This is a genomic window from Mycobacterium sp. URHB0044, from assembly GCF_000620625.1.
GTDB lineage: Bacteria > Actinomycetota > Actinomycetes > Mycobacteriales > Mycobacteriaceae > Mycobacterium.
The window spans coordinates 300,812-316,334 of sequence record NZ_JIAW01000004.1 but is presented as its reverse complement, the minus strand read 5'-3'; the positions used below and the strand labels follow the sequence as shown (position 1 = coordinate 316,334).

Annotated in this window: 12 protein-coding genes; 10 read left to right on the top strand and 2 right to left on the bottom strand. The window is 66.9% G+C overall.

Translation table 11 applies throughout. From position 1 onward, the window contains the following. The first annotated feature begins 2 nt into the window (after window positions 1–2). A complete protein-coding gene (locus N536_RS0110765) occupies window positions 3–1,022 on the top strand; it encodes an aldo/keto reductase (protein ID WP_029113617.1) in 1,020 nt (339 codons plus the stop codon). 51 nt (window positions 1,023–1,073) lie between these two features. Here the strand turns inward: N536_RS0110765 and N536_RS0110760 are convergent, their stop codons facing one another. Then, entirely contained in the window at window positions 1,074–2,858 is a 1,785-nt protein-coding gene (locus N536_RS0110760) for a thiamine pyrophosphate-binding protein (protein ID WP_029113616.1), read from the bottom strand. A gap of 162 nt (window positions 2,859–3,020) precedes the next feature. Between N536_RS0110760 and N536_RS0110755 the strand changes: the two genes are divergently transcribed. From N536_RS0110755 to N536_RS38015, 9 genes are all read left to right on the top strand, one after another. Further along, entirely contained in the window at window positions 3,021–4,577 is a 1,557-nt protein-coding gene (locus N536_RS0110755) for a PucR family transcriptional regulator (RefSeq protein ID WP_036435950.1), read from the top strand. A 153-nt stretch (window positions 4,578–4,730) separates the two neighbouring features. Further along, a complete protein-coding gene (locus tag N536_RS0110750) occupies window positions 4,731–6,293 on the top strand; it encodes an FAD-dependent oxidoreductase (protein WP_051574401.1) in 1,563 nt (520 codons plus the stop codon). Further along, window positions 6,290–7,699, top strand: a complete 1,410-nt coding sequence (locus tag N536_RS43325) for an FAD-dependent oxidoreductase (protein WP_029113613.1) — start codon at window positions 6,290–6,292, stop codon at window positions 7,697–7,699. The genes N536_RS0110750 and N536_RS43325 overlap by 4 nt, the downstream gene beginning before the upstream one ends. Further along, the gene (locus tag N536_RS43320) at window positions 7,665–8,321 is read left to right on the top strand and encodes an FAD-dependent oxidoreductase (protein WP_029113612.1); all 657 of its coding nucleotides are present in this window, start codon (window positions 7,665–7,667) and stop codon (window positions 8,319–8,321) included. Before N536_RS43325 ends, N536_RS43320 begins: the two co-directional genes overlap by 35 nt. A 135-nt stretch (window positions 8,322–8,456) precedes the next feature. Beyond that, window positions 8,457–9,782: a histidinol dehydrogenase gene (hisD, locus tag N536_RS0110735; RefSeq protein ID WP_036435949.1), complete on the top strand. Its 1,326-nt coding sequence runs from the start codon at window positions 8,457–8,459 to the stop codon at window positions 9,780–9,782. 25 nt (window positions 9,783–9,807) lie between these two features. Further along, window positions 9,808–10,359 (top strand): VOC family protein, encoded by a 552-nt coding sequence (locus N536_RS38025; RefSeq protein WP_081809142.1) that lies wholly within the window; start codon window positions 9,808–9,810, stop codon window positions 10,357–10,359. 2 nt (window positions 10,360–10,361) lie between these two features. Further along, window positions 10,362–11,834 (top strand): aspartate ammonia-lyase, encoded by a 1,473-nt coding sequence (locus N536_RS38020; RefSeq protein ID WP_051574420.1) that lies wholly within the window; start codon window positions 10,362–10,364, stop codon window positions 11,832–11,834. After that, complete coding sequence (locus N536_RS0110720; protein WP_029113610.1) at window positions 11,831–12,490, top strand: ThuA domain-containing protein; 660 nt, start codon at window positions 11,831–11,833, stop codon at window positions 12,488–12,490. Before N536_RS38020 ends, N536_RS0110720 begins: the two co-directional genes overlap by 4 nt. Before the next feature lie 248 nt (window positions 12,491–12,738). Next, entirely contained in the window at window positions 12,739–14,370 is a 1,632-nt protein-coding gene (locus N536_RS38015) for an APC family permease (protein WP_064751533.1), read from the top strand. A gap of 92 nt (window positions 14,371–14,462) precedes the next feature. On the opposite strand, the gene N536_RS0110710 is transcribed toward N536_RS38015, so the two are convergent. Then, window positions 14,463–15,521, bottom strand: coding sequence for a LacI family DNA-binding transcriptional regulator (locus N536_RS0110710; RefSeq protein WP_029113609.1), 1,059 nt, complete (start codon window positions 15,519–15,521; stop codon window positions 14,463–14,465). Window positions 15,522–15,523 lie beyond the last annotated feature (2 nt).

The following is a 15,523-nucleotide window of genomic DNA, read 5'->3' as shown; positions in this document are numbered from 1 at the left end:
TCATGCGGGTATCGGATACCAGATTCCACGACCGATCGGGGTTGAGCTTCACCGCGCTGGGCTTCGGCGGCGCGCCGATCGGCAACTTCAACGGCGTCTTCACCGATGATGAAGCGCACCAGATGGTCTCGCAGTCATGGCAGCAGGGCGTGCGGTTCTTCGACACCGCGCCGGGCTATGGCAACGGCCTCAGCGAGTATCGGCTCGGTCAGGCCATCCGTGCGTACGACCGAGCGGACATGGTGCTCTCGACGAAGGTCGGGCGCGTCCTGACGCCCACGAAGGGCGCCCCCACGGTCAATGGCCAGTACCAGGACATCCCGCCGTTGGTCGCGGACTTCGACTACACCTACGACGGGGTGATGCGCGCCGTCGAGCAGAGCATGCAGCGGATGCTCACCGACCGCTTCGACGCCCTGTTCATCCACGACTGCGATCGCTACACCCACGGGGCGGCGCAACCCGAGTACTTCCGGCGCGCTCTCGTCAGCGCGTTTCCTGCGCTGGAGTCACTGCGTGACCAGGGCGTGGTGAAGGCGATCGGCTTCGGCGTCAACGAAACCGACGTGATGACCGACGCGATCAAGGCCACCGACGCCGACCTGTGCCTGCTGGCGGGCCGCTACACATTGCTCGAGCAGGAACCGCTGGACACGCTGCTGCCGATGTGCGAAGAGCGGGGCGTCGGCATCGTTCTCGGCGGCGTGTACAACAGCGGCGTCCTTGCCACGGGTGCGGTGCCCGGTGCGCGGTTCAACTACGCCCCGGCACCGCAGGACGTCCTGGACAAGGTAGCCGCGATCGAGCAGGTATGCCGCCGCCACGACGTCGAACTCGCTACCGCCGCATTGCAGTTCGCCTACGCGCACCCTGCGGTCACCAGCATCTGCATCGGCGCCCGCAACGCCCAACAGCAAGCCCGCAACGCGGAACTGTTCGAAACGGCTGTGCCAGCTGATTTCTGGGACGAGCTACGCAGCGCGGAGCTGATTCGCCCGGATGCGCCGACACCTGCGTCCTGATGCCAATCCGCCGCCGCCCGGTGCATCGGGCGGCGGCGGAGAGATCGGTTCCTACTGGTGTTGCTCGCTGGCGCGCATCGCGCGGTACTCGTCGGCGCGCTCGTCGGTGATGTGAGGCAACGGCGGGAAGTCCAGCCAGCCGGGCACGAACGGGCTGGCCAGATCGCGGTCGGTCGGCACCTCGACCAGGACCGGAGCCTTCGCGTCGAACGCCCGCTTGAACGTCGGCTCGAGGTCGGCCACCGAGTCGACGCGGAACGACTCCAGCCCGAACGACTTGCCCAAGTCCTTGAAACTCGGGCTGTACGGCGTGCCGTCGGGGCGGTTGAACTCCGTGCCGATGATCCGGTCGGTGGCGTTGCGCTGGCCGCCGCGGATCGAGATGTACCCGGAGTTGTCCTGCACGACGAACACGACGGCGATGTCGTGCTGAATCGCGACACCGATCTCCTGGGCGGTCATCAGGAAGTCACCGTCGCCGGTGATGCACGCGACCTGACGCTCTGGTGCGGCCAGCTTCGCGCCGAGCGCGGCAGGCACGGGCCAGCCCATGGCGGAGAACCCGCCCGTCGTCAGGTGCGTGCGGGGCTCGTACACCGGGAAGGTCTGCTTCACGGCGCCCTGCGTGTTGCCCGAACCGGCCAGCACGATGCCGCCGCGGTCCATCACCTGACGTAACGCCGCCAATGGACGCTGCAACGTGAACGGAAAGCGGTCGTTGTCGCGACGCGACGACAATTCGTTCTCCCACTCCGCCTTTCGCTCGGCAACCTCGGCGAGGTATTCCGTGCGGTCCGGCTGCGCGGGCAGTGAGTCGACGATTGCCGCCACCGCGGGCTTCGCATCGGCGAGGATCCCGACCTCGGCGGGGTAGATCTTGCCGATCTCGTGCGGGTCGATGTCGATGTGGATCAGCTTGGCCGGTGGGAACGAGAACGACTTGCCGCGTGCGTAACTCGATGACGACCAGTCGGTGAAGCGGCACCCGACCGAGACGACGACGTCGGCGTTGGCGGCGAGGTAGTTGCCGTGGATGGTGCCGGTCTGGCCGACGCTGCCGACGAACAGGTCGTGGTCTTCTGGGAAGGCGCTCTTGCCGTTCCACGTCGTCACCACCGGGATCGACAGGCCCTCGGCCAGTGCGCGCACCTCGTCGGTGGCGTTCGCGCTGATGGCGCCGCCGCCGACGACGATCACGGGACGCTTGGCCGTCGCCAGCACCTCCACCGCGCGGGAGATGGCCTCGGGGTCGGGGTACTGCAATCCCACGGGAAGCCGGCGGGCCAGGTCGTGAAAGTTGACCTCGGCCGTCTCGGCGTGCAGATCCCACGGCACCTCGATGTGCGCGGGCCCCCGCCGTCCGGTGAGCATGGCGCTGAACGCCCGATGCATCACGAACGGCAGATCCTCGATGCTGTTGGCGATCCAGCTGCGCTTCGACACGGCCTCCGCCACTTGGGGAAATCCGTTGTCCTTCTGGCGTTCGAGCTCCTGGAGGACGCCCCGGCCGCGCATGTGGCGGGGCGGGCCGCCGGTGATCACCAGCACGCTGGTCGAGTCGCTGTAGGCGGTGGCCATGCCCAACACGGTGTTGGCGGCGCCCGCGCCGATCGACGTGACCGCGCACATCGGCTTGCCCGAGACCCGGTAGTAGCCGTCGGCGAGGTGCACCGCGCTCTGCTCGTGATAGGTCTGAATGAACGGGATCTTGGATTCGTCCTCGTTGAACGCGTCCATCAGGCCCCAGATGCCGTGTCCGGGAATGCCGGCCACATACGGCACCCCGTACTCCTTCAGGATGCGGGCGATGACCTGCCCGCCGTTGAGCTTTGGCATCGGATGTCCTCTCTGTCATGACCTTTGGCCGGCGCACCGGCAATGGAGTTGCGACGACCGTCACGTCCAGTGTGACGGTCCCCGGTCGCTCGGCGTTAGACTCACGATGTGCAGCCGATTCCACATCGCATGCACAGGGTGAACGGAGACGCGTCTGTGGCGATGACTGTTGAGGCAGCGCTTCGGCTCGAGGTGTTCGATCGCATCCCCTGGAAGGTGTACTCCGGCGAGGAGAGTCTGAGCCGAGCCATCCGGTGGGTGCACCCCACCGAGATACCCGACATCGCCCAGTTTCTCAGGGGCGGTGAGATGCTGCTGACCGCCGGGCTCGGCATCGGCTCAACCCCTGAACGCCAACGCCAGTACATCGCGGAGATCGCCGACGCAGAGGCCGCCGTGCTGATCATCGAGCTCAGCGGACGCGCCTTCGACACCATGCCGCCTGCCCTCGTCGAGGCCGCCCAGGAGCGGGGCTTCCCGGTCGTGGGACTCGATGGGGAACTTCCCTTCGTCGAGGTGTCGGCACAGGTGCACGAGTCGATCGTCGATCAGCGCGTCCTGGACCTCAGCGCCTACGAGCGGCTCAACGCGACCTTCATGCAGCTGCTGCTCGCCGGCCGCGACCACGTGTTGTTCACCGATGCGCTCGCCGCCGAGGTGGGCTTTCCGGTGGTCCTCGAGGACGCCACCCGTCAGGTCGTCGCCTATTCCGGGGGTTCACCCGCCGGCGATGAGGTGCTCACCCAGTGGGAGCACCACTCCCGCATCGATCACGACGCCGCGAGCACCGACGGCGCCAACGGGCACGAAGCGCACAACTGCACCAGGCGGGCCGTCGTGCTTCGTGGCGAGCGCTGGGGCTGGTTGCACGTGCTGCACGGCGGCGGCGCGATGGTCGGCACCGCCGGGTACGCCCTCGACCGGGCAACGGACGGCATCGCGATCGCGCTGTTGGGTGCGCGAGAGAGCGGCGCCAAGTCGGCGCAACGCCAGAACGCCCTGGTGAGCAGGCTGCTGCTGGGCGACATCTCCGGCGACGCGTTCGTCGCCCGTGCACTGCGCATCGGCCGCGACCTGCGCGACCGGGCGTTGGTCGCCGTCTTCGTGGTCAAGGAGGAACCGACCGGTCCCACCAGCGACGAAGCGATGGAGGAGCTGTGCCGGGCGCTCCACGTCCCGGCCGTCGTCGCGGACCTCGGCGACCACACCCTGGCGATCATGGGCCTGTCGCGGACCAGCTCGGAGAAGCGCGTGGTCGAGCGGCTCGCCACCCTCGACGTGCGCGCCGGGATCAGCCGCCCGGTCGGCGCGGACCAACTCGTCACCGCCATCGAGCAGGCGCGCAACGCGGCGTCGGTCGCCGCGGCCCGCCCGGACAAGGGCGTGCACCGGTTCGACGATCTCGGGGTGCTGCGACTGCTGGCCTCATTGGCAGGAGGCCCCGAACTGGCCCGCTACATCGAAGACGAGTTGGGGCCGATCCTGAAGCACGATGCGAAGGCGACCAATCCGCTGCTGCCCACGCTGCGGACCTATCTCGCCTGCGACGGAAACAAGAGTCAGACCGCTCAAGAGCTGTTCGTCCAGCGCCGCACGCTGTACTACCGCCTCGAACGCATCACCGCCCTGCTCGGGCGCTCCCTGGACGAACCGGACACCCGCCAAGCGTTGATCTTCGCGGTGCGCGGGCACGACCTACTCCAGCGCAAGAACGGCTGAGCTTCTTCCACTTCGGAGCCTGCACAGAGTGTGCAGGCGCTCGGCGACGGCTGCACACTCTGCGCCTCGCCCGGCGGCCTGCACGCCTCTAGGTTGAGTCTTGAAGTTCTTTGTCACGGTCTGATCCGTGAGCCCTCAGTCCAGGGAGCCATCATGTCCACCGCAGTCGCGGCGTTGCGTTCGCAGATCGTCACCGATCCACCCGACATCCTCGAGACCGACATCGCCATCGTCGGCTCCGGCATGGGAGGTGGCACTCTCGCGTATGCCCTGCGGGACAGCGGTGCCGACGTCCTGATCATCGAGCAGGGCGACTTCCTCCCGACTGAGCGGGAGAACTGGTCCTTCGACGCCGTTCACACCCAGGGCCGCTACAAGAACTCCGCGGCGTGGCGCGACGCCACGACCGGCAAGGACTTCGTCCCCGGGAACTATCACTACGTCGGTGGCAGCACCAAGTTGTACGGCGCAACGCTGCCGCGCTTCCGGGAATGCGATTTCGGCCCCATCGAGCACGTCGACGGCACGTCGCCGGCCTGGCCGATCGACTACGCCGCGCTGGAGCCGTTCTACGGCCAGGCGGAACACATGTTCTGGGTGCACAGCAACAAGGGGGAGGATCCGACCGACCCCTGGCGCACCGCCGACTATCCCTTTCCCGGCGTCCCGCACGAGGGGGCGATGGCACGGCTGGTCGAAAGCGCGAGAAAGCAAGGGCTACATCCGTTTTCGGCACCGCAAGCCCTCGACCGACACCTGGGTGGGTCATGCGTGCTGTGCTACACCTGCGACTCGTTCGCCTGCATGGTGGACGCCAAGGGCGACGCGGACGTCGCCGCCGTGCGTCCGGCCCTGAGCGCGCGCTCGAAGAACGTACGGCTGATGACCAACGCCGAGGTGCTGCGGTTGGACACCGACGCCAGCGGCAAGCAAGTCACGGCTGCCCGGATTCGGCACCACGGCCGCGAAATACAGGTCCGCGCCAAGCGTTTCGTGGTGGCGTGCGGGGCGGTCAACACCGCGGCGCTGCTGCTGCGGTCGGCCTCACAGGCGCACCCTCGGGGCCTGGCGAACTCCTCGGATCAAGTCGGCCGCAACTACATGGCACACGTCACCACCTTCCTGCTGGCGATCGACCCGCGCCGCAAGAACGAGGCGGTCTATCAGAAGACGGTCGGCATCAACGACTGGTACACCGCTGGGCCGACGACCGAGTTCCCGCTGGGGAACGTGCAGGGCCTCGGCAAGTTGCGCGGACCACAAGCCAAGATGGGCAAGCCCTGGGTGCCCATGCCGATCCTCGACACGGTCACCGAGTACACCCTCGACCTGTTCCTGCAGACCGAGGACCTCCCGCTGCCGGAAAACCGCGTCTTCCTCAGCTCGTCGAACCAGATCTGCCTGACGCGGCGCGAGACCAACCTCGCCGCCCACCGCGAGCTGATCAAGCGGATGAAGAAGGTGGTGCGCAAGGCAGGCTTCCCCATCGCGCTGACCCGCAGCCTCGGCGTCGAAGCGACGTCGCATCAGTGCGGCACCGCCCGCATGGGCGACGACCCGGCCACCAGTGTCGTCGACGCGGACCTACGGACCCACGACGTCGAGAACCTCTGGATCGCCGACAGTTCGACGTTCCCCTCGTCGGCCGCCGTCAATCCCGCGATCACCGTTGCGGCGCTCGCCCTGCGGCTGGGCCAGTCAGGCGTGCTCACGTGACGTCGACGCTCGGCGTCGACCCGGTTCTGGCCCCGCTCTTCGAGCCGATCACGCTGGGCAGGACCGAGATTCGCAACCGGGTGGTCATGACCGGGCACGGGACCGGCATGGCCAAGGACTACCTGCCCACCGATCAGCACGTCGCCTACTACCGCGAGCGGGCGATGGGCGGCGTCGGCCTGATCGGGATGGCCTTCCCGCAGATCCATCCGACCTCACAGGACGTGCCGGGGGAGCCGCGTGCGTGGCTGCCGGAGATCGTGCCGGGCCTGCGCAAGATCAGCGACGCCGTCCACGGGTACGGCGCCCGAATCGTCATGCAGCTGGGACACGGTGGCCGACAGGGGCATTCGACGTTCACCGAACGTGCACTGTGGGCTCCGTCGAATACGCCGTGCCCGTTCAACCTCGAGATGCCCAAGGAGATGGAACCCGAGGACATCGACGAGATCGTCGAGGCGCACGCCGTCAGTGCACGGCACGCCAAGCAGGGCGGGATGGACGGCGTCGAGATCCACTCCGGCTACGGGGGATATCTGCTGGCTTCGTTTCTGTCGAACTTCTCCAACCACCGCACCGACGAGTACGGCGGCAGCCTGGAGAATCGGATGCGCATCGTCCTGCGCGTCATCGACGCGGTACGGGAGGAAACCGGACCGGACTTCCTCATCGGAATGAACCTGCAGGGCCACGACTTCAGCCCCCGCGGACTGGAGGTCACGGACGCCCAGCAGATCGCGCGGGCGTGCGCGGCCACCGGCAAGATCGACTACATCTGCGTGAAGGCGGCCACCTACAACGAAGCGCACCAGAACGTGCCGGACATGCAGCATCCCAAGCGCATCTGGGAGGGTCTCGCCGCAGCGGTCAAGTCGGTCGTCGACGTTCCCGTCATCGCGGTCGGGCGCATCATCGAGCCGCTGGACGCCGCCGACATCCTGCGCCTCGGGCACGCCGACATGGTGGCGATGACGCGCCAGCAGATCGCCGACCCGGAGACCGTCAACAAGATGAGGGACGGCCGAGTCGACGAGATCCGACGCTGCATCGGATGCAATCAGGGCTGCATCGATCGGCTCTTCGACGTCACCCACTCGTCGTGCGTGCACAATCCGGCGGCCGGCTACGAGCAGGAGCTCGGCATCGGCACGTTGGTGCAGGCGACCTTCCGCCGTCGCGTCGTGATCGTCGGCGCCGGGCCTGCGGGCATGAAGGCCGCGGAAACCGCTGCGCGCCAGGGCCACGAGGTGATCCTCGTCGAGCGGCGCACGCGCACCGGCGGCCAACTGCGGATCGCTTCAAAGATCGAGGGCCGCGGTGAGATCGCCGGTGTCGTCGATCATCTCGACGTGATGATCGCGGAAGTACGGCGTGGACCTGCGGCTGGGCTGGTCGCCGACGGCTGAGGAGATCCTCGCGCTCGACCCCGACCACGTCATCGTGGCCACCGGCTCGGCGCCTGGCGACGACATCGTCGGCAACCTCGCCCAGGGCATCACGTTCACGCCCGGCCTGGACCAGGAACACGTCCTGTCCGTATGGGACGTCCTCGAACACGACCGGCCCGTCGGTCGGCACGTGGTGATCGTCGACGACGGCGAAGGCGGGTGGAAGGGCATCGGCCTGGCGCTGCAACTGCAAGTCCAACGCCACCAGGTCGAGATCCTGACGCCGTTGCCCTACGTCGGCGCCAAGCTGGGACCGTTCAGCGCGAACCTCGCCGTTCCGCGAATTCACCAGTCCGGCTTGACCACTCATCCGTTCACGACGATGACGGCGGTGGACGGCAGCACCGTGCACCTCACCGAGAAGGGCCGACCCGCCACCATCGCCGACGTCGACACCGTCATCCTGGCCGGGTGGCACCGCCCGGTCGCCGACCTGTACTTCGCGCTGAAGAACCGCGGAGTCCGGGTGGAGCGTATCGGCGATGCGATCGCCAGCCGAACGATGATGGAAGCCGTGCACGAGGGCGAGCGGGCCGCCCGCCGGATTCCGGCGACCGCCCGCGCCGCGGCACGGGTCTGAAGTGTGCACCGGATCGCCGATCCGCTGCACATGATGCGTCTGTCCGCGGGTGTGGGCGTCGCCGAGACTGGAATTACGTCGGCAGCGCTTAGACGCCAGCGACGTTCGAAGTCCAGTAGCGCAAGGAGATACACAGTGCCGGAGACACTCAAGGCGCCGACCGCCAACGTGCACGCGCCGAGCAAGAGCAACCCTCGGGTCGTGGAGACCGTGGCAGAAGTGCTCGATGACATCCGCACCAACGGCGACGAGGCGGTACGCAAGTACTCCCAGGTTTTCGACGGCTGGAGCCCCGAGACGTTCCGCCTCGACGAGGCGGCGGTGGCGGCCATCGTGTCGAGCCTGCCGACCACCGTCATCGACGACCTCGAGTTCGTGCAGCGCCAGGTGCGCAATTTCGCTCGCGCTCAGCGCGATTCGATGCTCGACGTCGAAATCGAGACGCTTCCCGGTGTGCGGCTCGGGCACAAGCACGTGCCGGTGTCGGCCTCCGGCGCATACGTACCGGGTGGGCGATACCCGCTGACCGCGTCCGCGCACATGACGGTCGTCACCGCGAAGGTGGCCGGCGTCGAGCGCGTCGCGGCCACCACGCCGCCCAACAACGGCAGCGCACCGCCGATCAGCGTGGCCGCCATGCACCTGGCCGGCGCAGACGAGATCTACGTGCTCGGCGGTGTCCAGGCCATCGGCGCCCTTGCCCTGGGCACCGAGACGATTGCCCCGGTCAACCTGCTGACCGGCCCCGGCAACGCCTACGTCGCGGAAGCGAAACGGCAACTGTTCGGCGAAGTCGGCATCGACCTGTTCGCCGGTCCGACCGAGGTGCTGATCGTCGCCGACGATACGGCCGATCCCTTCGTCGTCGCCGCGGATCTGCTGAGCCAAGCCGAGCATGGGCCCGACTCGCCGTGTGTGTTGATCACGACGTCCGAGCGGGTGGGGCGCGAGACGATCGAGCAGGTGTCGCGACAGCTGCAGAACCTGCCGACCGCAGGCGTGGCAGCGGTGTCATGGGACCAGCACGGCGAGGTGCACCTGGTCGACACCCTGGACGAGGCGTTCGCGATGGCCGATCGTTACGCCAGCGAGCACGTCCAGATTCTGACCGCCGAGCCGCGTGCCGCGCTGACCGGCATGCACGACTACGGCGCGCTCTTCCTCGGTGAGCAGACGTGCGTGTCGTACGGCGACAAGGCGATCGGCACCAACCACGTTCTGCCAACGTTGGGCGCGGCGCGTTACACCGGAGGATTGTGGGTGGGCAAGTACCTCAAGACCGTCACCTACCAGGAGATCGACAACGTGGACTCGAGCGCCGAACTCGGTCGGATCGCCGGACGCGCCGCCCGACTGGAGAACTTCGAAGGACACGCGCGGTCGGCCGACGTTCGCGCCGCGAAGTACGGCGGGGACCCGCTGCCGTGGTCCGATCACCAGTTCAGCGCCACGGTCTCGTAGCCGCACTCATCGAGGAGAACGATCCATGACATCGAGTGTGCAACCGCGGATACCGACGATGCGTGCCGTTGACCACGTGGCCTTCACGGTGCCCGACCTCCAGGAGGCCGTCCGGTTCTTCGTCGACCATCTGGGAGCGGAACTGATCTTCACCGACGGACCGTTCGCCGACGAGAAGTCCGACGGGATGCGCCGGCGCCTCAACGTCGACCCGTTGGCGAAGTGTTCGCTGGCCATGCTGCGCCTCGGTCAACACCACAACGTGGAACTCTTCGAGTACGTTGCGCCGCAGCAACAGTCGGTGCCGCCCGGCAACAGTGACGTCGGTGGCCACCATCTGGCGTTCTACGTCGACGACATCAACGCGGGGTACGCCTACGTCCGGTCGATTCCCGGCGTTACGGTGCAGGAGGGCCCGAACGGGGTCGACCCGCAGGCGCCGGTCGCCGGCCAACGCTGGTTCTACTTCCAAACGCCGTGGGGCATGCAGATGGAGTTGACCACGTGCAGCACCGACGGCTTCTACACCGGTCTGCCGGGCGCTGCGATGGTGGCGCCGACCCGTACCTGGCGGTGAGCGTGTCACTCGCGTTCGACGTCGACGGTTCGACACGTCAGGAGCGCGACTCGCTCGGCGAGTACGCGGTGCCGGCCATCGCCTACTTCGGCGTCCACACCGCGCGCGCCTTGCACAACTTCCCCATCTCGGGCATCGCGCTGTCCACCTACCCGGAGTTCGTATCCGCCCTCGCAGCGGTGAAACAGGCGGCGGCCATGGCCAACTGCGAGCTCGGCCTGCTGGACGCGCGGCGCGGTGACGCGATCGTCGCCGCCTGCGTCGAGATCCGTTCCGGCGCCTTGCACGACGAGTTCGTCGTCGACGTCATCCAAGGCGGCGCGGGTACGTCGACGAACATGAACGCCAACGAGGTCATCGCCAACCGCGCGCTGGAAATCCTCGGCGCCGCCCGCGGCGACTACGACGTGCTGCATCCCCTCGAGCACGTCAACCGCAGTCAGAGCACCAACGACGTCTACCCGACGGCGATCAAGGTGGCGCTGCAAGTCCACATCGCCGCGCTGCACGCAACGCTGCTCGACGTCGCTGCGGCATTCGGTGCCAAGGCCGCAGAGTTCGAATCCGTCCTAAAGATGGGTCGCACGCAACTGCAGGACGCCGTGCCCATGACACTCGGCCAGGAATTCGGCACCTACGCGGTCATGGTCGCCGAGGACGCCGAGCGGCTGCTGGAGGCGGCGCGGCTGGTCTCGGAGATCAATCTCGGCGGCACCGCCATCGGGACCGGACTCAACGCCCATCCCCGGTATGCCGCCCTGGTGTGCGCCAAGCTGAACGCCATCACCGGGCTCGTGATGTCGACCGCGCCCGACCTCGTCGAGGCCACGCAGGACGTCGGCGCGTTCGTGCAGATGTCCGGCGTGCTCAAACGCACCGCGTTGAAGCTGTCGAAGATCTGCAACGATCTTCGCCTGCTCTCGTCCGGGCCGCGGTCGGGCTTCAACGAGATCAATCTCCCTGCGGTGCAGTCGGGTTCGAGCATCATGCCGGGCAAGGTCAATCCGGTCATCCCCGAAGTCGTCAACCAGGTCGCATTCGAGGTCGTCGGCAACGACGTCACCATCAGCATGGCCGCCGAGGCGGGCCAGCTACAGCTCAACGCCTTCGAGCCCATCATCGCGCACAGCCTGTTTCAGTCTCTGACCCACCTCGACAGCGCCTGCCGCACGCTGATCGACCGGTGCATCACCGGGATCAGCGCCAACGAGCAGCGGCTGCACGACTCGGTGACGAACTCGATCGGCGTGATCACCGCGCTCAGCCCATACATCGGCTATGCCGCGTCGGCGCGGGTCGCCAAGACGGCGTTGCACACCGGCAGGTCGATCCCCGACCTCGTCGTGGAAGAGGGGCTGATGACCGCTGATCGCGTCGCCGAACTTCTGCTGCCAGAATCGTTGCTCAAGCCCAGAGAAATGGTGTCGTCGAGCACGGTCGCTGACCTCACGCACGGGAAGGACGCATTTCGATGACCAACGTCTTGTACCTCTACGGCGGCTGGCCGGGGCACCGGCCATACAACATCGCCGAGTGGACCCGAGAACTGGTGGGGGAGTTGGGGTTCGACGTCGAGGAGTCGCAGGACATCTTCACGCTGGACCGCGACCTGACCGCCTACGACCTCATCATTCTCGGGTGGAACAACGCGCTCACCACGGAGGACCTCTCCGACTCCCAGGAAGATCACCTGCTGGCCGCCGTGGAGGCGGGGACCGGCGTCGTGGCGTGGCACGGGGCGGCGGCGGCATTCAGGTCCAGCCTGCGCTACCACCTGATGCTCGGAGGGGACTTCCTCGCGCACCCGGCGGGGGAGGGCTATCCGCAGCCCTACGACGTCAACGTGATCGATCACGACCACCCCGTGAGCCGTGGGGTGAACGACTTCGCGGTGGCGTCGGAGCAGTACTACATGAGCACCGACCCCAACAACACCGTCCTCGCCGAAACGACCTTCACCGGTGAGCACTTCGCGTGGCTCGACGGCCTCAAGAGCCCGGTGGCATGGGTGCGGCAGTGGGGTGCGGGTCGGGTGTTCTACCACTCGATCGGACATGCACCGCAAGACTTGGCAGGCGAGGACGTCCGCCGCCTGACCAAGCAGGGCATCGCGTGGGCGGCCAGGCAGTAGCGTTCGGCTGGCAGAGCATGTCGAAGCGTAAGGAGGTCCGCCGCAATGGCATTGACCTGCACGTTTCGGCCGCATTACCGCGCCGTGACCGGCTCCAGTCCGTTAGTCACTGCGTGAAATCACGTGAACATCCCTTGCACACAATGGGTCTGCCTCGGTCCCTTCCGTTCAACCACAATTCAACTGTGGCGGCAATCACACGCGGCCCGTAGCGATCACGAGAAGACCCAGTCTTGAAGGGAATCGAAATGTCAGAAACCAACGGTGGGAGGACGTCGCTCTCCGGCGACGACGCCCATCTGCGCGTGCTGGGGTACGAAGAGAAGTTCGATCGCAAGATCGGCCAATGGTCGAACTTCGCGCTCGGATTCCTCTACCTGTCACCCATGGTGGGCGTGCTGTCGATGTTCACCCAGGCGCTCACCACCGCCGGTCCACCGTCCATCCTCTGGCTGGTGATCGCCGCGTTCGGCCAACTGCTGGTGGCGATGGTCTTCGGTGAGATCGTGTCGCAGTTCCCCATTGCCGGCGGTCTCTACCAGTGGGCGCGGCGACTGTGGAACGGCCAGTACGCCTGGATCATGTCGTGGATCTACATCGCAGGCGTCATCGTCGGCTGCACCACCACGGCCATGTTCAGCGCCGACTTCGTCCTTGCGCTGTTCAACGCCGATTCCAACATCTCGTCGACACCGCTCGAGAAGCTCGTCATCGCGACCATCGTCGTTCTGATCTGCTTGGGGCTCAACTCAACTGGATCCAAGACGCTGGCCACCATCGCCAAGATCGGCCTCGCCGCCGAAGTCGCGGGCATCGTCGTGGTCGGGCTCTACCTGCTCATCTTCGCGCGCAAGAACGACTTCTCGGTTCTGTTCAACACCTTCGGCACCGGCGGTGACGGCGACTACCTCAGTGCCTTCATGACGGCGGCCATCATCGGCCTGGTGCTCTACTACGGCTTCGAGGCGTGTGGCGAGGTTGCCGAGGAGACGCCCAATCCCGGCCGCGCCATCCCACGGTCGATGGTCCTGACCGTCGTTCTCGGCGGTGGTGCCGCCCTCTTCGCCTTCGTCGGCTACATCCTGGCCGCACCGAACCTGGCGGCCATCGTCAATGGCGAAGTGGCCAACCCGATTACGGCGATACTCACCGCAACGTTCGGCGAAGTCGGGACGAAGATCTTCCTCGTCATCGCGCTGACGTCGTTCCTGGCGTGCGTAATGGGTCAGCAAGCCGCGGGCAGCCGGTTGATCTTCTCCTTCGCCCGCGACGACATGTTCCCCGGCGCCGCGATCTTCAAGAAGATCTCGAGCCGCAAGGTTCCGGTGAACTCGACGATTCTGGTGGCCTTCCTGCCCATCTGTCTCTTCGTGCTGCTGTACTTCCTGCCCGACGCGTTGTTCCGGGTGGCGGCGTTCCAGATGTTGGCTGGCTACTTCGCCTTCCAGATGGTGGTGTTCGCCTCGCTGCGCGCCCGCGCCAAGGGCTGGAAGCCGGGCGGACAGTGGTCGCTTGGCAAGTGGGGCTGGCCGGTCGGAATCGGGGCGCTCGTCTACGGCGTGTTCTCGATGATCGTTCTCGCCAGGCCCAACGGTGACCCGAGCTTGCCGTTCTTCGACCGCTGGATCGCCCTCATCGGGTTCCTGATCGTCGCCGCCGCCGGTCTGCTGTACATGTGGATCGCCAAGCCCTACCGCAAATCCACTGCGCCGGAAGGCGATGCCATCGCGATCGCGGATCTGCTGCGCGAGCACCGCGCTCGTCACGACATGGCATCGTTCGCGGGTGACGTGCCGTTGGCCGAGCCGACTCCGCCGGTGGCCGAGCCGCGGCACCCCCACCGCACGCCACCTCGTGAGCCGGTCGGAACAGCCGACTGACGGGTCGGCCGACCATAACGGGGCCGCCGGGACGCAACGTCCCGGCGGCCTTGTCTTGTGTGGGGCCGTGGTCTCGGGTGGGGACCAGGGTGCTATCGAGGTGGCGATGCCGTCGTGGACCGCACCACCACGTCGGTCTTCTTGATCGAACGCCGGCGCGTGTGCCCCGCGATCAGGTCGAGGAGAATTCTCGCCGCCGTTCGGCCCTTGTCCTGCAGCGGTTGGTGCACCGTCGTCAGGCCCATCAAGTCGGCGATCGGTGCATCGTCGAATCCGATCACCGAGACCTGCGCCGGTACGGCAACACCGTTGGCGGCCAACACCTTCAGGGCAGCGACGGCGTGCACGTCGGACGTCGCGACGATCGCCGTCGGGGCGAACTCTCGAAGGAGTAGCTCGGCTGCGGCCATGCCGCTGGCCATGTCGATGTTCGCCGCCTCCACCAGTGCAACGTCGGTGACGCGGATGCCGCGATCGTCCATCGCCCGCCGATAGCCGCTCAACCGCTCACGGAGGTAGAGCTCCTTGGACACCGCGGCGTCGGACCAGTACCGGAAGCCGGACGACGATCCGGGAGCGAGCCGGTCGGTGATCACACCGATGCGTTCGTGGCCCAGGTCGAGCACGTGGTCCATCTGCTGGATTCCCGCGAGCTCGTGATCGACTGTGACGTACGGGAGATGGGCGATGCGCGGCGAGTCGATGGCCACCGCGGGGATTCCGCGGGCCAGTACGGCCTGCACCACCGGATGATCGGCCACGAGGGCGTGCATCACGACGCCGTCGACCAGCCCACGCAGCATCGCCGGTTTGATCGGGCCACCGTCGGCCTGCGGTGCGTCGACGGGCAACAGGGTCAGTGCGACGTCGGCGAGTTCGCCGACTTCGACGATGCCCTTCAGCAGCAGCATCGTGGATGGATCCTCCACGGCCAGCGACAGTGAGCCGGGAATCAGGACGCCCACAGCACCGATACGGCCAAGGCGCAGACTGCTTCCGGCGACGTTCGGCCCGGTGTAGCCGATCGCCGCAGCCACCGTCAGGATGTGCTCGCGCTGAGCCGCCGACACGCGCGGTGAGCCGCTGTAGGCGTAGGACACCGATGCCTGCGAAACGCCGGCGGCTGCGGCGACGTCCTTCATGGTGACCATGC